Source organism: Niallia sp. 01092 (genome assembly GCF_052318935.1).
GTDB lineage: Bacteria > Bacillota > Bacilli > Bacillales > Cytobacillaceae > Niallia.
Map to the genome: position 1 here is coordinate 145850 of NZ_JBQRKO010000004.1, position 20574 is coordinate 166423.

Here is a 20574-nt window from a genome sequence, read left to right on the forward strand (position 1 = left end):
CGAAGAGATTCGCCGCTTATCATTTGATGCCTTTTTGAACATCATATATTAATAAACATCACGCAAGTAACGTTTTTCTTTCTTCATAGTAGCAAGATATTCTTCTGCTTTCTCTTTGCTTAAGTTGCCTTCTTTTTCAATAATCTCAATTAAAGTTTGGTGAACATCATGTGCCATATGTTTTTTATCACCGCAAATGTAAATAACAGCACCTTCATTTATCCAGCTGAATAACTCTTTGCTCTGCTCCAGCATACGGTGTTGAACATATACTTTTTGTTCGCTGTCACGAGAAAAAGCTACATCCATTTTTGTTAAGACGCCATTTTTTAATACATTTTGCCATTCTGTTTGATAAAGGAAATCTGTGACAAAATGCTGATCTCCGAAGAATAGCCATGATTTACCGCTAGCTCCTGCCTCTTCTCTTTCTTGCATAAAAGAGCGGAATGGTGCGATGCCAGTCCCTGGTCCAACCATAATAATTGGTGTTTCTGGATTTTCAGGCAACTTAAAGTGTTTATTCTTCTGAATATAAATTGGCAAAGTATCTCCTGGGTTCAGACGCTCTGCACAAAGAATCGAACAAACGCCATTTCTTTCTCTTCCGTGAGACTCGTATCGAACCGCACCTATCGTTAAATGAACTTCATCTGGATTAGCATTATAGCTGCTTGCAATCGAATAAAGACGAGGAGGCAGTTTTCGTAAAATACTAACGAATGTTTGTGCCGAAGCAGCCCACGGTCCAAAATCACGACATAAATCCAAAAGATCTCGTCCGTTTGTGTAATCTTTTAATTTTTCTTTGTTATCTGGATTTAAAAGCTCTTGCAAGGCAGCGTTTCCTGTAAACTGAACAGCTTGTTCAAGGAGCTTTTTTGTAAGAACGGTAATTTCAAAATAGGAAGTTAACGCTTCTTTTAGTGTCAGAACATCCCCTTCATCATTAACCGTTACAGTTTCTTCTGGATTCCATTTCATTTCATCAAGAAGCATATCGACAAGAACAGGATCATTAGTTGGGTAAATACCAACGCAGTCTCCTGGTTCGTATGTAAGGCCAGAACCTTCCAATGAAAATTCTATATGCATCGTTTCTTTATTTGATCCTCGACCATTTAAATTGAAGACATCAAGAATTTCTGCATGGAATGGGTTTTTTCGAGAATATTCTGTTTCAGCAACTGGTGCTGAAGGTGCTGACGCAGCTACCACTGTTTCGCTTTTTGCTTCATTTAGTTGTGATAAAACGCCTGCAAGCCATTCTTCTGCTGGTTTCTCATAATCAAGATCACAATCAACTCGAGGATATAATCTTGTGCCTCCTAATTCTGCTAGACGCTGATCGAATTCTTTTCCTGTTTGACAGAAAAATTCATATGAACTGTCGCCAAGAGATAAAACAGAAAAATGTAAACCATCAAGTTTCGGAGCTCGTCTTCCATAAAGAAACTCATGGAAAGAAAGAGCATTGTCAGGCGGCTCGCCTTCGCCATGTGTGCTAACGATAATTAGTAGATTTTTAACCTTTTTTAATTGATTCGGTTTAAAATCATTCATAGAAGAAACCGTAACATCAAAGCCTAGATCTGTTAGTTGCTTTCCTTTACCTTTGGCCAGCCCTTCTGCAGTTCCAGTCTGTGATCCAAAAAGGATTGTAATTTCTTTAGACACTAAGCTTTGGCTGCTTTCCTGTTGTGCTGAAGGTTCAGCATTATCTTTAGTTTGAGTTGCTAATAAATAACCACTTAACCAAATTTTTTGTGTTTCCGTTAAACTAGGCAAAAGCTGGTTAAGAAGATCTGCCTGTTCTTGATTAAACGGACTGTTTATTACTTTTAGTTGCAACATAATCACCTCACTAAGAAATTTTAACATGTACTACATAATATTAACCAGTAATGCTGCATAATAGGAAGCATTACAAAGGAGAATTGTCCAATTTTTTATCATGTTGACACTTTTTTTATTAATCCAATCAGACAAATCGGAATTAGACGCGAATTTTTTTCTCTAAAGAATGAGTACTTCCCATTCCACAATTAGTCTTATAGTTGTACTTTACTGGAAGTTATAGAATTAGTAAAATACATATAACTTATAATAACTATTAGGATTTTTAATAATTAAAGGGGAGATTAGCTTGCATTATGATGCATTAAAAACATTCGTTACCCTTGTAGAAGTGAAAAATTTTACAAAAACAGCAGAATTACTGCTTATGTCTCAACCAAGTGTCAGTTTGCATATAAAAAATTTAGAAAAAGAGTTTCAAACAAAATTATTCGAACGTTCCCCAAAATATTTAAAAATCACACCAACCGGTGAAATATTATACGATTGTGCTGTACAAATGATATCCATTTATGAGCAGACTCGACAAAATATATTAGAACACCACCATGCGATAAAAGGGGAATTAAAAATCGGAGCAAGTTTTACAATCGGTGAATATATTCTCCCTGCGCTTTTATTGGATTTGCAAAAAGAATATCCGAGTCTTGAACTGGAAGTAATTATCGGCAATACCGAGGAAATTGTCCAATCCGTTCGACGTTACCAAGTAGATATCGGCTTAATTGAGGGACAAACGAATGAAAAAGATGTAGCTGTACATGCTTTTATGGAAGATGAATTGTTTATTGTTTCTTCTAATTCTCACAAACTGGCATCATTAGAAGAAGCCACAATAACTGACTTGCAAAACGAAACGTGGATTACAAGAGAAGTTGGTTCTGGTACAAGGGAATATTTAAATCATGTAATCCGTTCTAATGGATTAAAAGCTAAATCATTTCTAACCATTAGCAGCAACCAAGGAATTAAAGAAACATTAATTAGAGGAATCGGGCTGTCGCTTTTATCTCAAAGTGTTATTGAAAGAGATGTAAAAAACGGTAATCTTTCTATTATACCATTGAAAAATCAAACTTTTATTCGAACACTGTCATATGTTTATTCACCTATCATGGGTGATAAAAAAAATGTGAAGATTTTTATGAATGCCTTAACGAAAAAGTTTTCTAAGCAAATTGATGGATGATAACAAATTAGAAGATAAATTGTTTAAACCAGATAAGTTAGCAGCAGTTTTCGAGCAGCAGGAAAACTGCTGCACAGTTTGAACCCTAGCTAATGAACAATTTTATAAAAGTTTCATAAGCTATAAAAAATAAGGCAGTTATCCATCGCAGGTTTTTCTTGCCCTTATTGCTGATGATTTTTAATCCGACTAAACAACTAGAAAAACTAGTTGACAATAATATCAATTATGATAAAATTTAGAAAAATGCGTCGCTTATCAAGAGAGACGGAGGGAATTGGCCCAAAGATGTCCGGCAACCTGCTTAAAAAGCAAGGTGCTAACTCCAACAAAATGGTTTCCATTTTGGAAGATAAGGTAATACGAATTGCCTGTTATCTTTCCGTGTGGAAGGATTTTTTTATCGAATATGAATGTTAAAAGTTTCCTTTTTAAGGAGGGATTTGTTTATGGGGGAAGCAAATCAGCTTGAGAAAGTAAGAGACCAGCTAGAGCAAATTTTAAATAAAATGAAATTCGGCTCCGTTACCTTAGTTGTACAAGATGGTAAAGTGATTCAAATAGAAAAAAATGAAAAAATTCGATTAGGAAAATAAAACGCTGACTAAAAAACTAAGAGACAGTTTTAACAACGTTAGTTAAAGCTGCCTTTTTGTATGAGCGTAAAAAGATGGGAGAGGTAATGGTTTGAGAAACTTAGTAACCTATGAAAATATAGATGGTTTTCAAGGAATTGATTTTTCTATTGATAATGACACAAAAGGAGCATTAGAAGTATTAAAGTGGGCATACGAAACGTATGGTGAGGACATTGTTTATGCCTGCAGCTTTGGAATTGAAGGAATTATACTGATCGATTTAATCTCTAAAGTGAAAAAGAATGCAAAAATCGTTTTCTTGGATACAGATGTTCATTTTCAGGAAACATATGAGTTAATTGACAAAGTAAAAAAGAAATATCCTGAACTGCAAATTGAGATGAAGAAGCCTGCATTAACCTTGGAAGAACAAGCAGAACAGTATGGAGATGAGCTTTGGAAAACAGCTCCGAATAAATGCTGTGAAATCCGTAAAATTATTCCGTTAAATGAAGTGCTTTCTGGTTCAATTGCATGGATCTCCGGTTTAAGAAGAGAGCAGTCAGAAACAAGAAAGAACACAGAATTTATCAACAAAGATAACCGGTTTAAATCTGTTAAAATTTGTCCGCTTATTCACTGGACATGGAAAGATGTATGGAGATATGCACATAAACAACAATTAGACTATAATGTCTTGCATGATAGAGGATATCCAAGCATCGGATGTAAAACATGTACACAGCCTGCCATTAATATGGACGACTTACGATCAGGAAGATGGACAGGGAAAGGGAAAACAGAATGCGGACTACACTTACAATAATGATTCGAGGAAATGAAAAATGATTTTAATTCTAGCATGTATTATGTCCCTGTTTTTTGCAATGAATATCGGTGCAAGCGGGGCGGCAGCAAGTCTTGGAGTAGCGTACGGATCTGGTGCCATTAAAAGTAAAAGAATAGCGTTGTCTGTTTGTGCGGTCGCTATCCTTTTAGGATCAATAATAGGAGGAAGCGAAGTAGTCAAAACAATTGGAGAAGGTCTTATTCCAAGCTCTATTCTAAATGCAAAAATTGTGTTGATTATCTTGTCTTCTGCTGCTATTTCTTTATTTATTGCTAATTTAATGGGAATCCCTCTTTCAACAAGTGAAATAACCGTTGGAAGCGTGGTAGGAGTAGGCGTTGCTTATAAAAGTCTTTTTGTTGGTCATATTTTATGGATTGTTTTCTTCTGGATATTAGTGCCGTTTGTTGCTTTTGCAATCGCTTTTTATGCAGGAAAGCTTATTCAAAAACTAGAGCCGAAATATACTTGGCTGCAAGAAGAAAAAAATCAGCGTTATTTATCAATTTTTGTAATTATTGTTGGTTTCTTGGAAGCTTTTTCTGCTGGAATGAACAATGTTGCCAATGCAATAGGGCCGTTAGTGGGAGCCCAGCTGATTTCTATTAAGACAGGAATCATTGTTGGAGGGTTTTTTATAGCAGCAGGTGCTTTTCTTCTAGGAGGAAGAGTACTGCAGACAAATGGGAAAAAAATTGTCCGTTTTAGCAAATTAGAAGGCGGTCTTATTTCAGGAACCGGTTCAACAATTGTTATTATTGCATCTATATTTGGATTGCCAGTTCCTTTAACACAAGTTACGAGTACTGCTATTATTGGAATTGGTGCTTCTAAAACTGGATTTGGCATATTAAAGAAACAAGTTATTCACCGGATTGTAAAGGTTTGGATTGTGTCTCCTGTTCTGTCACTTGTTATCTCTTACGGATTAGTGCAGCTTTTCATTGAGTCTGATTTATATACTGTGCTTATTCTGCTAAGTGTTTGTATTGCCACAGTTGGGTTAATCAGTTTAGTAAAAACAATTAGAGAAGACAACCGAACAATATATGAAGATGGTGGCGGTATATAAGAAAAGCACAAGTGTCGATACCGGCACTAGTACATTCTTTACGTCGTAGACACTCATCTAAGTTGAAAAAATTTATACTATCATATCTTAAAACTTGGGAAAGATAGTTGTATAATTATTAGTAAAATAATAAAAATATTTAAAATATTATAATGAGGTGCAAAAAAATGGCTTTAAGTATACCACATGGCGGAACACTAATTAATTTATGGGAACCTAACTACAAATTTGATGGAACAGAAAAAGAACTAGATATAGACGTAATTGCTCTTAGTGATTTAGAGCTAATTGGAAATGGTGCATACAGTCCATTAACAGGATTTTTAACACGAAAAGATTATGAATCTGTTGTTGAAAATATGCGCTTAGCAAATGGAACAGTTTGGAGTATTCCAATTACATTGCCGATAAAAGAGGAACAAGCTCAAGGCATTGGAGTAAAAGATACAGTAAAGCTTATTTTTAATGGTGAAACATACGGTGTATTGCAAGTAGAAGACATTTATGTACCAGATAAAATTACCGAAGCGAAATCTGTATATCGTACAGATGATGATGCACATCCTGGTGTGAAAAAAATGTACGAAAGGGGAAATGTTTATTTAGGGGGAGCTGTTAAGCTTGTAAAGAAAATCGAGAAGACGGACTTTACTGATTTCTATTTAGATCCACAAGAAACAAGAGCTGTTTTCCAAGAAAAAGGCTGGAAAACAGTAGTAGGCTTCCAAACTAGAAATCCTGTTCACAGAGCCCATGAATACATCCAAAAAACTGCATTGGAAATTGTAGATGGATTATTTCTGAACCCGCTTGTGGGCGAAACGAAATCCGATGATATTCCAGCAGATGTACGGATGGAAAGTTATCAAGTATTATTAAAAAATTATTATCCAGAAGATCGAGTATTCTTAGCTGTATTTCCTGCAGCAATGCGTTATGCAGGTCCAAGAGAAGCCATTTTCCATGCAATGGTAAGAAAAAACTATGGATGTACGCATTTTATTGTTGGACGTGACCATGCAGGAGTAGGCGACTATTATGGCACATACGATGCACAAAAAATATTTGAGAACTTTACAGCAGAAGAATTAGGTATCAATTTATTGTTCTTTGAACATAGCTTCTACTGCAAAAAATGTGAAAATATGGCTTCCACAAAAACTTGCCCGCATGGCAAAGAGCATCATGAAATTTTATCGGGTACGAAGGTTCGCCAATTACTAAGAGACGGGGAAATACCGCCAAGCACATTCAGCAGAAAAGAAGTGGTTGAGGTATTGATTAACGGACTAAAAAAACAACAGATTCATTCTTAAGTAATGGGGGATAAAATAGTGAGTCAGAGTACAAATATTACATGGCATGACCAGGCAGTGACTAAGCAGCAAAGAAGAGAAAAGAATAAGCATCACAGCTATGTTCTTTGGTTTACAGGCTTGTCTGGATCCGGCAAATCAACGGTTGCGAATGCGGTGGCGAAACGTTTATTTGATGATCAAGTAAGTAGCTATGTTTTGGATGGGGATAATATTCGTTTCGGAATAAATAAAGATTTAGGCTTTTCTGAAGAAGATCGAACAGAAAATATTAGAAGAATTGGAGAAGTCAGCAAGCTGTTTGTAGACAGTGGACAAGTTGTTTTAACAGCATTTATCTCTCCTTTTCAAGAAGATAGAGATAATGTAAGAAAATTACTTGAAGATAATGAATTTATTGAAATATATGTAAAATGCTCTCTTGAAGCTTGCGAAAAAAGAGATCCAAAAGGACTTTATGAAAAAGCGCGTCAAGGAATTATTAAAGATTTTACTGGAATTAGTTCTCCTTACGAGGAGCCAAAAAATCCAGAATTAACGATTGATACAGAAAAATACTCGATTAAAGAGTGTGTAGAGCAGATTGTTCAATATTTACAAGGACAACAATATTATATATAGGTAATAATCAAAAACAGTAAAGATGATTGTTTTTTGATTAGAGGAGAACAAAAAGAGCTGTTTACAAAGGCAATAGAGAGAGGAATACGTCTGCTCTAGTAAACAGCTCTTTCTTTAATAGGAGAAAGAGAGAAGGTGAAAATAGTGGGAATTGTCTATTTGGTTGGAGCCGGTCCCGGAGATCCAGATTTAATAACAGTCAAAGGTATAAAGTGTATAAAAAATGCGGATGTTATAGTATATGATCGCCTTGTAAACAAGGAATTATTAGAGTATGCCAAACCGAAGGCAGAGCTTATTTTTTGTGGAAAGTTTCCAAATCATCATATTATGAAACAAGAAATGATTAATCATTTACTTGTGAAGCATGCTCAAAAAGGGAAGGTTGTTACAAGATTAAAAGGCGGCGATCCATTTGTGTTTGGCCGAGGCGGAGAGGAAGCAGAAGAATTAGCAAAGAACCATATTCCTTTTGAAATCGTCCCTGGCATCACAGCAGGAATTGCAGCACCAAGTTATGCAGGAATTCCTGTTACACACCGAGATTATGGTTCTTCTTTTGCATTTGTCACAGGACATATCAAAAATGGACAAGAAGATCATATTAAATGGGAAGCTTTATGCCAGATTGATACCCTCGCCATTTATATGGGCGTAAAAAACCTGCCTTCTATTCGAGAAAAACTGCTTTTCCACGGTAAAAAAGAATCCACACCTATTGCATTAATTAATTGGGGTACAACAAGTTTACAAAAAACCGTTGTGACAAATCTTGCAGATGTAGTAAAAGACGCAGCAGACGGAAAAATAGAAAACCCTTGTATGATTGTAGTAGGAGAGGTAGTGAAAATGAGAGAAAAAATCAGCTGGTTTGAAGATGCTTTTCTTGAAAGATTACCGGAAGGAGTGGTTTTATAATGCAAGCTGTTTTATATATATGCCATGGAAGCAGAATAAAAGAGGCATGCGATCAGGCTGTTTCCTTTATAAAAAAATGCATGGATAATCAATCCTTTCCCATACAGGAATATTCATTTTTAGAACTGGCTGAACCAACAATTGAACAAGCCTTTCAAAGATGCATCGAAAAAGGAGCGACCACTATTCATGCAGTGCCTGTTTTATTATTAACCGCTGCCCATGCAAAAAAAGATATTCCAGAAGTATTAGAAAAGCTTGCAAAGGAATATCCCAACACGGAAATCCGCTACGGCAGTCCAATAGGAGTTCATGACAAAATGGTTGAAATTGTCGTGGAAAAAATAAAGCAATCTTCTGTGTACAATTCGAAGGACTTACTAGTATTGCTTGTAGGCAGAGGAAGCAGTGATCCAGATGTAAAACAGGATTTAGGAGAGATAGCTGCTTTAATAGAAAGTAAACTTTCAGGCATCCGTGTACAAGATTGTTATTTAACTGCTGCCAACCCGAGTTTTATCGATGGTCTAGGTATTGCTAATGCATCTTCTCATTCTAATGTATTAGTCCTTCCTTATTTGTTGTTTACCGGAATATTAATGAATTCAATGAAAAAAGCAATTAAGGAATACGCCGATGCAAGCAAAAAATATGAACTTGCATCTTATTTAGGCTATCATCCTTATATTGCAGATATTTTAAAAGAAAGACTAGCAGAAATAACCGAGGAAAATAAACATGTATCCATTAATGGTTAAGATGGAAAACAAAGAATGCATCATTGTAGGTGGAGGGAAAGTAGCACTTCGAAAAACTACCACCCTTTTAAAAGAGAAAGCAAATATAACGATTATAAGTCCTGAAGTTTGTCCAGAATTAGAGGATTTAGAAGCGGATGGGAAACTTACCATCATTAAAAGGCAAGCGGTGGATGATGACTTCACGTTTGCCTTTTATGTGGTGGCAGCAACAAATGATGAACAAGTAAACAAACAAATAGCCAAGAAGTTGGAGAAAACAAAGCTCGTTAATATTGCTTCTTCAACTTTAGATGGCAACTGCCAAGTCCCTGCAAGCTTCCAAAAAGGAAAGCTAATTCTTACTGTTTCAACTAGTGGTGCCAGTCCCATGCTAGCCAAAAAAATTAGGGATGAATGGTCCTCCGTTTATGATGATAATTTTGAACAATATCTTGACTTTTTATATGAAGCAAGAGAAATAATAAAACAGCTGCATTTGTCAGCTCAACATAAAAGAGAGCTGTTGCAAGAAATTATTGACGAACAATATAAAAATTCGGCAACCCTTCGAAAATCTTTTTACACCCTTCTGAAAAACTTCTAATTCGTTTTGAGTTAGAAGTTTTTTGTTAGTAAAGGCTGTTTTCTAAAAGTTTGTTGTTTTTGAATAAAATAATAAACACAACAATTTATACGAAAAGAGCGTTAGTAAAAGAATCTTCTTTTAATAGGATGTTCAAGCAGTCACCAATCTAAAGCTTTATCCGCTCTTCCTGTTTCTAAATGATAGAGAATCTTCAACTAAAAACGTTTAAAGCCTGTGCTCGCTACATCCTGTAGAAGCAAGTTGCAGGGGGCTGCGCTGCCTCGTTCTTATTGCTTCTAATTTGTTCCCTTTTTCAACACATATTATAATTAAGGTGACTTATATTTTAAATAAAAAATACAGAATATTCCTGAAAAGTTCATTAACATTATATTGAATGATTTATATTTCCTGTAATATAATTTCGGTAAGAAACCTGCAATTGGTAATTTTAGAAAAATTAGAGTCTTGAATCAAGTACATTATTAACCTATTACAATACTTATTGATGCTAATTCTTCCTTAAATAGTATCTTAATAAAGTGGAAGGAAGGGGTTAAATGAATTTTAGTACAAAGCTTTATGGAGGTCTTGGAATTATTATTATTTTAATAACGATTCTTATAGCAGTACTTTTGAATATGCTAAAACAACAAAATGTTAACATGCATATTATTGTTAATGAATTGTCTGAGAGAATTAAAAGTACCGCTATTATTCAAAATGAATTAAATAACATGAGCAGGGAAGTCATTGAAATTTCAACCAACCCTTCGGAAGAAACGCTAATAAAGATAGGGAATGATTGGGAAGACTCTAAAACAAATATTAACACATCCGTTGCAACATTAAAGGAAATGGATAAAAGGGAACAGTCTCAGGAATTGATTATGAAGTTTTCTACCATTTATAAGACATATGAAGAAAGTGGACAAGAAATTATTATGAAACACCAAAGGGATAGGAATAGTGAGTCAGATTCTTCAGAGATATTCCCGAATCAAGAAAAGGAACGCCTTCTCCAAATTGTTAATTTACTATATACCTTGCAAGAACAAGAAATGAAAGATGAACTTTTTCGCACAAAAGAAACATATAATTTAGCCGTTAAAATGATTTATATTTATGCTTTTATAGGTGTTTTCATTAGTGTAGCATTAGCGATTTGGATGATAAAAGGGATGACTAAAAATCTTAATCGTGTTTCTTCTGTCATGTCTAGTGTTGCATATTATCACGGAACTCAATTCCCTCGAATTAAAGTAAGTACAAAAGATGAGATGGGGAAAATTGCAGAAGCCTATAATGAAATGGCATCATCATTAGAAGAGCACTCAAAACATGAAACAGAACTAAAGAAAAAAGCAGAAGAACAAAGCTGGCTTGATTCGCAAATTGCATCTATTACGGCTACTTATCCACGTGCTGAGGACTTTAAATTTTTAGCCAATTTATTTATTTCCCAGATTACACCAGCGATAGAAGCTCAATACGGGGTATTCTACATTAAAGAAGGATTAGGAGAACGACAGTGTTTAGACATAATTGCAACTTACGGGTTTGTGAATAACAATGAAGGTAAACAAAGCTTTCTTTTAGGAGAAAAGCTGGTGGGGCAATGTGCCTTAGAGAATAGACCAATAAATATTACGCAAATTCCAAATGATTATATAGAAATTGAATCTGGAATAGGAAAAGCGGCGCCTAAACATATTCTTATTCTCCCTATCGAATATAAAGGTGAAGTACTGGCAGTAATTGAGTTTGCTTCCGTTAAACTATTTAGTCCTATGCAACAAAAATTATTAAAGAAGGTAATAGAGCATTTAGGTGTAACAATTAATAGTATTAAGAACCGAATGCAGGTTAAAAGACTGTTAGAAGATTCACAAGCTTTAACGGAAGAATTACAGAACCAATCAGAAGAACTACAAGCACAGCAGCAAGAATTAATAGCAATAAATGAGGAACTGGAAGCACAATATAAATATTCTGAGCAAAAAAATGAGGAGCTGGAAAAGCTCAGTGTGATTTTAGAGGAAAAGGCACAGCAGCTTGTGCTTAGTTCTCAGTATAAATCAGAATTTCTCGCTAATATGTCTCATGAACTTCGTACACCGCTTAACAGTATGTTAATACTTGCCCAAATGTTATTGGAAAAAAACAATGATAATTTATCATCGAGACAAGTAGAATATTTACAGACAATCAATTCTTCTGGTAATGACCTGCTGCATTTAATAAATGATATTCTAGATTTAGCTAAGATAGAAACTGGGAAAATGGACATCATTGAAGAGGATGTGATGCTTGAAAATATTAAAGTATTTGCGGAAAAACAATTTTATCACTTAGCTGAAAAAAAAGGATTAGATTTTAAAGTGATTGCAAGTGAAGACCTACCAGTATCAATCTATACGGATGAACATCGTTTAAAACAAATTCTCACAAATTTATTATCCAATGCCTTTAAATTTACTAATAAAGGAAGTGTGACATTATACATACAACATGTTTCAGAATCTAAATTTAAAGTAAATGATCTACCTCTAACAGGTTCGGCGATAACATTTACAGTTAGTGATACAGGAGTGGGTATTGCAAAAGATAAACAAAATCTTATATTTGAAGCCTTTCATCAAGCAGATGGAACTACTAGCCGTACATATGGGGGGACTGGATTAGGCCTTTCTATAAGTAAGGAAATATCTAGTTTGCTTGGAGGCGTACTTACGGTGAGAAGCAAAGAAGGAATAGGAAGTTCGTTTACTTTTTATTTACCATATAAACCAAGAACAAAAAATCAAAAATCAAGCTTAATAGAAAAAGAAGCAGCAGCTGATATTGAGAAAATAGAAGCTATGATGAATGGAGAGAACAAGTCTGCTATTTTTAATAAGGAAGTGAAAGGTGAATCCTCACTTAAAGGAAAGAAAATATTAATTGTGGATGACGATATGAGAAACATTTTTTCACTTGCTGCTGTATTAGAAGAGTATGACATGGAAGTGCTTTTTGCGGAAAATGGAAAAGAAGGAATTGCTGTTTTAATAGAAAATAAGGATATCGATCTTATTTTAATGGATATAATGATGCCAGAAATGGACGGATTTGAGGCCATGTCTAAAATTAGAAGTATGCCGAAGTTTCAAAGTCTGCCAATTATTGCTTTGACCGCAAAAGCAATGAAACATAATCGAGAACAATGTATAAACGCTGGTGCATCTGATTATATAAGTAAACCAATAAATTTAGAACAACTATACTCATTAATTCAGGTATGGTTGTATAGAAGTTAGGTGGGAATCATCATTTCCGGATATCTTAATAATAAAAAGTTGAAAGATAGTGAGTTGGAGAACATTGAAATCGAATTATTATTAGAAGGAATATATCGGTATTATGGATATGATTTTCGAAATTATGCTTTCCCATTTCTCAAAAGAAGAGTGTTATATCGAGTAGGAGCAGAAAATTTAACTAGTATATCAGAATTGCAAAATATGGTTTTTCATAACCCATTAATAATGAAGAAATTGCTTTTGGATTTTTCTATTTCTGTAACAGAAATGTTTCGTGACCCTCTCTTTTTTTTGATGTTAAGGAAAAAAGTTATTCCAATAATAAGAGATGCTCCTTTTATTCGTATATGGCATGTTGGATGTGCTTCCGGTGAGGAAGTGTATTCGATGGCAATTATGTTGAGCGAAGAAGGGCTGCTAAATAAAACGAGGATCTATGCCACGGATATGAATAACAATAATTTAGAAAAAGCAAAAAGAGGAAATTTCCCTTTAGAAAAAATGCAAATATACACAAAAAATTATATGAAAGCAGGAGGGAAAAATGCTTTTTCAGAGTACTACTCCGTGAGAAGCAATGCAGCAGCATTTCATCCTTTTTTAAAAGAAAATTTTATATTTTCTCAACATAATTTAGCTACAGATCAATCTTTTAATGATTTTCATATCATTATATGCCGCAATGTAATGATTTATTTCAATAAAAAGCTGCAGAACCGAGTACATCAATTATTATATAATAGCCTCATTCCATCAGGTTTTCTTGGATTAGGCAAAAGAGAGGAGGTTCGGTTTACAGATTATGCAGGACATTACGAAGAATATGCTTCCGAAGAAAAAATATACCGTAAAATTAAATGAACCGAAAAGAACAGAACCTGTCAACATTTTAATGGTAGATGACCTTTCGGAAAACTTGCTTGCATTAGAAGCGGTATTAAGCTCCCCTAATTATCATTTAGTCAGTGCGAAATCAGGTGTAGAGGCATTAAAATATATTTTGCAATACGACTTTGCGGTAATCCTTCTTGATGTACAAATGCCCGGGCTAAACGGTTTTGAGACAGCAAATTTAATAAAAAAGAGAAAAAGGTCAATGGATATTCCCATTATTTTTATTACAGCTATTAGTAATGAGATAGACCATATCATTAAAGGATACGAAGTAGGAGCGATTGATTATATTGTAAAACCTTTTAATCCTGATGTATTAAAGAGTAAGGTTGAACAACTTGTAAATATATATGAGCATCATACGGAGAATTTAAGAGAAATGGAACTCGAACGCTCTCTTGAAAGGGAAAGGATAAACTTAGAGCTAAACCTTACTAAATTAGATTTACATAAACAGGAGGCTTTATCAAAGGTTATACAAGAAACAATGCTTGATACAATCATTACATTTAATGAAGAAGGCTTCATATTATCCGTTAATCCAATAGGCGGAAAGATGTTTGGTTACCAGCCTGCAGAATTAATTGGAAAACATATATCTATTCTCCTTTGTTCAATTGGAATAAAGGAAGAAGATAAAACTTCCTCTTTGATAACTTGTTTGTTTGATTCTATAGGTAAGATTATTGAAGGTGTTGCAAAGAGAAAAGATAAAAGTACATTTCCGGCAGATATACAAATTGGTGAGGCAATGTTAGAGAATGACCATATCTTTGTATGCACTGTTCGTGATATTACAGAGCGGAAAGAAATAGAAAAAATGAGGAAAGAACAAATAGATAAATTAGAACAAGTAGTGAAAGAGAGAACGTTAGATTTGTTATTGGTTAATCAAAAGTTAATCCAAGAAATTGAGGAAAGAAATAAGGTAGCTGAAGACCTTTTATTATCAGAAGGACGCTTTCAGCAGATTTTTGAGGCAAGCCCTTGCTTAATGGCGATACGCTCTATACAAGAAGGAAAATTTATTGCTGTAAATAATAACTGGATAAACAATACGGGTTACGATGCCGATGAATGGAAAAGCAATAATAGTGATTGGGGAGTTTTCGAAGAAGAAGAGGGGAATTATGTAAGCATTTCTGAATGTGAATGGAATACACCAATGAACAATAGGAAAGTTACATATAATACGAAATCTGGCATGAAAAGGGAAGCCTTATTGTCAACAGAAACAATTATGATTGAAAATAGGAATTGTGTCTTAATCGTATTAAATGATATTACAGAAAGAACATTAATGGAAAAAGAAATGTATAAATTGGATCAATTGAATTTGGTAGGGGAAATGGCTGCGGGGATTGCTCATGAAATTCGAAATCCAATGACTACTGTTCATGGTTTTTTACAAATGGGAAAACTAGATAATCAGCAATTATCGGTAGAGCATATGGATTTAATGATAGATGAATTAGACAGGGCAAATAAAATTATTAAAGAATTTTTAACCTTAGCCAAAAATAAAACAAGTGATAAAAAATATCAATCGCTTAATGACATTATTGAAATAATTTATCCACTTCTAAATGCAGAAGCTCTCTTATCGGGGAAAAGGGTATTGCTTCATTTAGAAACAAGTCCAATGCTTTACCTGGATGAAAAAGAAATTCGTCAGCTTTTGTTGAATTTAGCATTAAATGGACTTGAATCAATGTCTTATGGTGGAATTCTTACGATTAAAACATTTGTTGAAAAAGAACATGTTGTTTTACAAGTCATAGATAGTGGCGAAGGAATAAAAGAAGAAATTCTAGATAAGTTAGGAACACCTTTTTTCACAACAAAAGAAAATGGCACAGGGTTAGGACTAGCTGTTTGCTATAGTATCGCAGATCGTCATCATGCAAATATTAAAATTAATACAAGTAATAAAGGAACTACATTTTCCATTTATTTTAGAGCAGTATGATCATAATTATAACTTAAGATAGGAGAATAATAGTTGCGAAAAAAATGGTTTATCATATTAGTATGTATCGTTTTTTTTGGTGGATTATTAAGTTATATAATAAAAGAAATGAATCAAAAAAAACCTAAGATAGTAGTAGTTTTAAAAGAAACAAAAACAGATTATTGGAGGATGATGATTGCTGGTCTAGAAAATGCCTTTACTAATTATGAAGTAGAGGGAAAAGTGCTGGCAATGGACAATACGAACGAAACGCAGCTAGTCATCCTAAAACAAGTGTTAGAGGAAAAACCAGATGCATTAATATTTTCTCCTGATCATCCGAAGGCTTTTATACCGATATTAAAGGAATATAAGAAAAATAACATTCCCGTTTTACTTGTTGATACAAATTTAGAATGGTTGGATAAAACTTCATTTATCGGAACAAATAATATTGCATTAGGTAAAAAAGCAGGTGAACTACTGTCATCTATGGCCCAGCCGAATGATAAAATATTACTTATGGGTTGGAAATCTAATGATATTGTCATTGGAGATCGGATTGAAGGAGCAAATGAAACCTTAAATAATGCTGGCATTCATACAATTATTGAGGATCAATCGGAACATGGAGAAAAAATTGAACAGATACTTACCAGAGTTCTTCAAACGAATCCTAAGCTAAAAGGAATATTTGCCGGAGATGACATTACAGCCCTTAAAGTAATGAAGATTTTACAAGAAAAAAAATTAGAGATTCCTGTTGTAGGTGCGGATGGCATTATAAAAATGGTTGAATTAATTGAAAAGGGCACCTTAAAATCTACTATTGCCCAAAATCCATATGATATGGGTTATATTAGTGTAGAAAATGCTCTTAAGGCAATTGATGGGAAGAAAGTGAATAAGGAAATAGATAGTAATGTCGATATCATTACGAGAGATAATGCAAAAAGTAAAATGTCATTTATTGAAAAAATAACTCAAAATGAATAATGCAGGGGTTTTAAGGAAATAGAGGTAATGTGGCTGTACTTAAATGATTTTAGACAGCCACATTATTTTTTGGTATGCTTACTTTTTATTTTTTACATAGGCGATTAAATAGCTTGTAAATTTATAGTCTTTTGCCAGCCATGCTGCATGATTTCTTTTAATAAAGCTTTCTCCTTCTATAAAGGAAGAAAATCTTTCTGGAAGCTGTTGTTTTTTATAGTCAATGGCCCATTCTTTATTCGTTAAAGGATAAAGAAAAAATGTTTCTTCTGCCTTATTTTCGTATAACGTGCCTAATGGAGACTCTTTTATATTAAAGGTATTTTTTCTGACATCTTCTCTTAACGGTTCAAGCGGGAATGTATCTGTCACAAAGTTTTTGTATGCGTCTGTTGTTAAGGTGCAGCCAGAAGCTTTTGCGTGGCCACCGCCACCGTATTGTCCTGCGATTTTAGAAACATCCACATGATCATGAATCGTTCGGAAACCCATTCTTTTACCGCCAATATTCAGAATGGCGATGTAATCTAAATGTGGATATTCTTTGCCGAGTTCATTCCCAAGCTCTGAATGATACGATTCTGCATACACAACACCAGCAAAGTATCCGTCTATTTCTGTCTGAACAAGCTCCCGTCTTTTGCGGCGAATATATCGTTCAATCTTACTGTCTTCCATCTCTAAAATCTTTTCTTCGAGATCATCAAAAAAGAAATGATCGCTTTCTTGAAGTTTTGCCATCATTTTGTCTTCGAATTCTCCCATTGAAATCAGGAAAAACAGGGCATTTAATCTTTTCGCTTGCTGGTTGTCATTCTTCTCCCAATCCCAAGTATCGTATTGTCTTACAAGCTCAACAAACTCAGTAATACAATCGGATGGAGTAAGATAATCATGCTGAACAAGATATTCGTATAATAAAGAAGTAGCCGATGTTAAATTTCCGTCAGCATCTTCAACTGATACATATCCCCATTCATGATCATTTAAATGTAAAGCTGTTTTATGATGATCAATTAATTGCACCTTTCCTCCTTTTTTATAAAATGCATCTAATCTTTTCGTATTTTCTTCATTAACAGAAAGATCGGTTATGAATAGAAAAGGATGATTCTCTTCCTGTTGCAGGAATTTCTCTACTTCTTGATTTAAACTGGAAACAGAATTATAACGTACTTCCACCTTTTCTCCAAAAGCAAGCTTTGCTAAAATTCCACAGCCGATACCATCTAAATCATTATGTGATAACAATTTGTACATTTTTTTTCACCTCTGCCCAATAGTATAATCTAATATGGAAAAAATAGAACCGTTTGTTACATTTTTCTTTTATTATTTTTGGCTGTTTTCTTAAAGTTTGTTGTTTTTTACGTAAAACAATAGGAGAAGAAGTACTCAGCAGCCTGCATACACGTAGACTCCTGTGGGAATGCAAGAAAGACGAGACCCCACAGGAGCGTATGCGACGAGGAGGCGCTCGACGCTCGTTCACGGAAAGCGAAGTGTATTCAGGCTGCGAGTTTAAAAGCAACAGTCTATACGAAAACAGCCTTATTTTTATACTTACTTTAAAAGAAAGGGAACTACTGTGAATAGTCCCCAGAATGAGCTTTTTAAATAGATGATAGGTTTATTTACGAAACTCTTTTGCATAATGTGCAAGGGCAAGTAAAGGAAATATTTTATTGTAGCTTTGATAGTGAATATAAAATTGACGAGGTAGGCCAATGCCTGTTGGATAATCGACGCTATTAGAATTTTTGACTTCTTGTAAAAGAAAGGGTATTCCTTTTGAAACAGTTTCACTTTTTGCTTCTCCTGCAGCAATTAAAGCATCGATTGCCCATGCCGTTTGCGATTCTGTACTAAAGGGTAAAGGGACATAGTACATTTTCTCACAGCTTTGGCAAGACTCTCCCCATCCGCCGTCTTGTCTTTGTATCCTTTTTAACCACTTTACAGCTCTTACAATGCTAGGATCTGTCTTTTGTACACCAACTGCAATAAGTCCAGTTATTGCTGCCCAAGTGCCATAGATATAACATACGCCCCAACGGCCATACCATGAGCCATTTTTTTGCTGATGGTCAAGCAGCCAATTGATGCTTGTTTGGATAGGAGTGTGTGATTTGTTTAGACCAGCAAAATTGCCTAAGTATTCTAATACCCGCCCTGTTAAATCTGCTGTGGAAGGATCAACAGCTGCATCTCTTGCATTTTCAATGGGGATATGTTGTAGTAGCTCCCAGTTTGTATTTTTCTCAAAAGCACCCCATCCTCCATCCCTATTCTGCATGGATAATAAAAACGTTAACCCCCTTTGATAAGCTTGATAGCTTCTATTATCAACAGTGGCTATTTTTGTTAAGGCACGCAATACAACGGCAGTATCATCATTATCTGGATTATTTGTATTAATATTAGAAAACCCCCATCCCCCAGGTTTGATGCGTGGATTATGAATGGCCCAGTCTCCTTTTTTTGAATGCTGCTTTTTTAATAGATAGGATATAGACCGTTGAATAGCTGGTGTATCGATCGATAGACCAGCTTGTTGTAAAGAATAACTAATTAAACCAGTATCCCAAACAGTTGAAGATGAATTTTCCAAATGAATATATTTTCCTTTTTTATGTATAAGGGAAGAAAGGCCTTTCATTGCTTTTTGGATTACAATGGAATCTTTTTTATAACCTAGAGCAAGCAACCCATAGATCATAAAAAAAGTAGCAGTTGCGTAGCTATAAAGTGTTCCATCTTCCTCCAAACGGTCGAGTATATATTTCTCAGCATACATATATCCAAGATTATGCATATAGATAGGAAGCTTGCCTATTTTCTTTATTTCTTTCCAAATAGGTGATAATGGTGAACGTGTATCGTTTAATTCTGAATAGGAAGGGTAGAGTGGTATATTTCTGTCAAATAGATCATCCATATTAGGTGTATGTTTAGAAAGAACAGCAAACTTTTTATTTGATGCAATTAACATAGGAATAAAATGTATTCGGGCATATGAGCTAAATTGAAAAAAATTAATCGGTTGGTAGGTAGGAAGAAGTAAAAATGTCATTGGTATGTAAATCATATTGGACCATGGATACATGCCATTAACCGATAACATCCAGCGAATCATAAAGTGGGTTTTTGCCAACCCCCTGTTTGCAAGAATAAAAGTTTTTGCATTTTGCATTTTTTCATCATTTTTATCAACATATCCGGAATATAAAAGAGCTGTATAGGCAATAACAGTCGCAGACAAATTGCCGTTATGTTCGTCATTATAAGCCTGCCAAAATCCTTTATCGTGTTGGGATGCTTTTAAACTTTTAACCAGCAATTGAATATTTTTTTCTTCGTCCGTGAAATCCAATGCTCGACAAGTAATAATAAAAAAGGCATCTGTTATTAAGCTGCCTTGAAATCGAAACCTCCAGGAACCATCTATATGTTGTAGTTCCGTTAATTCATTGATTCTTTTCCCTATTTCTTTCTCTATTTTTTTCATTAGCATTCATACTGTCACCTCACAATCCTAAGTAAACCATCCGGCTGAATGAAGATCCTCTTTATATACGTACGCAAATAGGCGGTATATTCATGAATAGAAAAAATGGGTTTAGTCTTTCAATGATGTAGGAGAAAAATGGAATATAGTAACTGATGATTTATAAAATAATCCGAGTTTCTTCTATTATATATGT

General features: G+C 34.5%; 16 protein-coding genes and 1 riboswitch. Of the genes, 13 read left to right on the top strand and 3 right to left on the bottom strand.

All coding sequences use genetic code 11. The features are described 5' to 3' along the window. Positions 1–48: 48 nt before the first annotated feature. On the bottom strand, positions 49–1851 hold the full coding sequence (locus ACTXGU_RS05835) for an assimilatory sulfite reductase (NADPH) flavoprotein subunit (RefSeq protein WP_443480620.1): 1803 nt from the start codon (positions 1849–1851) through the stop codon (positions 49–51). 295 nt (positions 1852–2146) lie between these two features. Between ACTXGU_RS05835 and ACTXGU_RS05840 the strand changes: the two genes are divergently transcribed. The 13 genes from ACTXGU_RS05840 to ACTXGU_RS05900 all read left to right on the top strand — a co-directional run bounded on the left by ACTXGU_RS05840 (position 2147) and on the right by ACTXGU_RS05900 (position 16870). Then, positions 2147–3046: a LysR family transcriptional regulator gene (locus ACTXGU_RS05840; protein ID WP_443480553.1), complete on the top strand. Its 900-nt coding sequence runs from the start codon at positions 2147–2149 to the stop codon at positions 3044–3046. Positions 3047–3298: 252 nt separating this feature from the next. Beyond that, positions 3299–3405: riboswitch (SAM riboswitch) on the top strand. A gap of 90 nt (positions 3406–3495) precedes the next feature. Beyond that, positions 3496–3642 carry a YezD family protein gene (locus ACTXGU_RS05845; protein WP_443480554.1) on the top strand — a complete coding sequence of 49 codons (147 nt, stop codon included), beginning with the start codon at positions 3496–3498 and terminating at the stop codon, positions 3640–3642. Between the two features lie 118 nt (positions 3643–3760). Further along, positions 3761–4450 (top strand): phosphoadenylyl-sulfate reductase, encoded by a 690-nt coding sequence (locus tag ACTXGU_RS05850; RefSeq protein ID WP_443480621.1) that lies wholly within the window; start codon positions 3761–3763, stop codon positions 4448–4450. Positions 4451–4469: 19 nt separating this feature from the next. Then, positions 4470–5546, top strand: a complete 1077-nt coding sequence (locus tag ACTXGU_RS05855) for an inorganic phosphate transporter (RefSeq protein WP_443480555.1) — start codon at positions 4470–4472, stop codon at positions 5544–5546. Positions 5547–5713: 167 nt separating this feature from the next. After that, on the top strand, positions 5714–6862 hold the full coding sequence (gene sat / locus ACTXGU_RS05860) for a sulfate adenylyltransferase (protein ID WP_443480556.1): 1149 nt from the start codon (positions 5714–5716) through the stop codon (positions 6860–6862). 18 nt (positions 6863–6880) lie between these two features. After that, positions 6881–7483, top strand: a complete 603-nt coding sequence (gene cysC, locus ACTXGU_RS05865) for an adenylyl-sulfate kinase (protein WP_443480557.1) — start codon at positions 6881–6883, stop codon at positions 7481–7483. Between the two features lie 141 nt (positions 7484–7624). Next, positions 7625–8401 carry a uroporphyrinogen-III C-methyltransferase gene (gene cobA / locus ACTXGU_RS05870; protein WP_443480622.1) on the top strand — a complete coding sequence of 259 codons (777 nt, stop codon included), beginning with the start codon at positions 7625–7627 and terminating at the stop codon, positions 8399–8401. Beyond that, positions 8401–9159 (top strand): sirohydrochlorin chelatase, encoded by a 759-nt coding sequence (locus ACTXGU_RS05875; protein ID WP_443480558.1) that lies wholly within the window; start codon positions 8401–8403, stop codon positions 9157–9159. Before cobA ends, ACTXGU_RS05875 begins: the two co-directional genes overlap by 1 nt. Continuing rightward, positions 9140–9745: an NAD(P)-binding protein gene (locus tag ACTXGU_RS05880; RefSeq protein ID WP_443480559.1), complete on the top strand. Its 606-nt coding sequence runs from the start codon at positions 9140–9142 to the stop codon at positions 9743–9745. The genes ACTXGU_RS05875 and ACTXGU_RS05880 overlap by 20 nt, the downstream gene beginning before the upstream one ends. 542 nt (positions 9746–10287) lie before the next feature. After that, entirely contained in the window at positions 10288–13026 is a 2739-nt protein-coding gene (locus ACTXGU_RS05885) for a response regulator (protein ID WP_443480560.1), read from the top strand. After that, entirely contained in the window at positions 13027–13890 is an 864-nt protein-coding gene (locus ACTXGU_RS05890; RefSeq protein WP_443480561.1) for a CheR family methyltransferase, read from the top strand. It begins immediately after the preceding gene. After that, entirely contained in the window at positions 13832–15892 is a 2061-nt protein-coding gene (locus ACTXGU_RS05895) for a PAS domain S-box protein (protein WP_443480562.1), read from the top strand. Before ACTXGU_RS05890 ends, ACTXGU_RS05895 begins: the two co-directional genes overlap by 59 nt. A 33-nt stretch (positions 15893–15925) precedes the next feature. Beyond that, positions 15926–16870 carry a sugar ABC transporter substrate-binding protein gene (locus tag ACTXGU_RS05900; protein ID WP_443480563.1) on the top strand — a complete coding sequence of 315 codons (945 nt, stop codon included), beginning with the start codon at positions 15926–15928 and terminating at the stop codon, positions 16868–16870. Between the two features lie 78 nt (positions 16871–16948). On the opposite strand, the gene ACTXGU_RS05905 is transcribed toward ACTXGU_RS05900, so the two are convergent. Both ACTXGU_RS05905 and shc read right to left on the bottom strand, forming a co-directional pair. Beyond that, a complete protein-coding gene (locus tag ACTXGU_RS05905) occupies positions 16949–18130 on the bottom strand; it encodes a DHH family phosphoesterase (RefSeq protein ID WP_443480564.1) in 1182 nt (393 codons plus the stop codon). A gap of 370 nt (positions 18131–18500) precedes the next feature. Next, positions 18501–20384 carry a squalene--hopene cyclase gene (gene shc / locus ACTXGU_RS05910; protein ID WP_443480565.1) on the bottom strand — a complete coding sequence of 628 codons (1884 nt, stop codon included), beginning with the start codon at positions 20382–20384 and terminating at the stop codon, positions 18501–18503. Positions 20385–20574 lie beyond the last annotated feature (190 nt).

What these genes read in the sequence shown, in the direction of transcription:
- ACTXGU_RS05845 (WP_443480554.1), top strand. Translation starts at nt 3,496, where the DNA reads ATGGGGGAAGCAAATCAGCTTGAGAAAGTAAGAGACCAGCTAGAGCAA.
- ACTXGU_RS05855 (WP_443480555.1), top strand. Translation starts at nt 4,470, where the DNA reads ATGATTTTAATTCTAGCATGTATTATGTCCCTGTTTTTTGCAATGAAT.
- sat (WP_443480556.1), top strand. Translation starts at nt 5,714, where the DNA reads ATGGCTTTAAGTATACCACATGGCGGAACACTAATTAATTTATGGGAA.
- ACTXGU_RS05875 (WP_443480558.1), top strand. Translation starts at nt 8,401, where the DNA reads ATGCAAGCTGTTTTATATATATGCCATGGAAGCAGAATAAAAGAGGCA.
- ACTXGU_RS05880 (WP_443480559.1), top strand. Translation starts at nt 9,140, where the DNA reads ATGTATCCATTAATGGTTAAGATGGAAAACAAAGAATGCATCATTGTA.
- ACTXGU_RS05885 (WP_443480560.1), top strand. Translation starts at nt 10,288, where the DNA reads ATGAATTTTAGTACAAAGCTTTATGGAGGTCTTGGAATTATTATTATT.
- ACTXGU_RS05895 (WP_443480562.1), top strand. Translation starts at nt 13,832, where the DNA reads ATGCAGGACATTACGAAGAATATGCTTCCGAAGAAAAAATATACCGTA.
- ACTXGU_RS05905 (WP_443480564.1), bottom strand. Translation starts at nt 18,130, where the DNA reads ATGTACAAATTGTTATCACATAATGATTTAGATGGTATCGGCTGTGGA.
- shc (WP_443480565.1), bottom strand. Translation starts at nt 20,384, where the DNA reads ATGCTAATGAAAAAAATAGAGAAAGAAATAGGGAAAAGAATCAATGAA.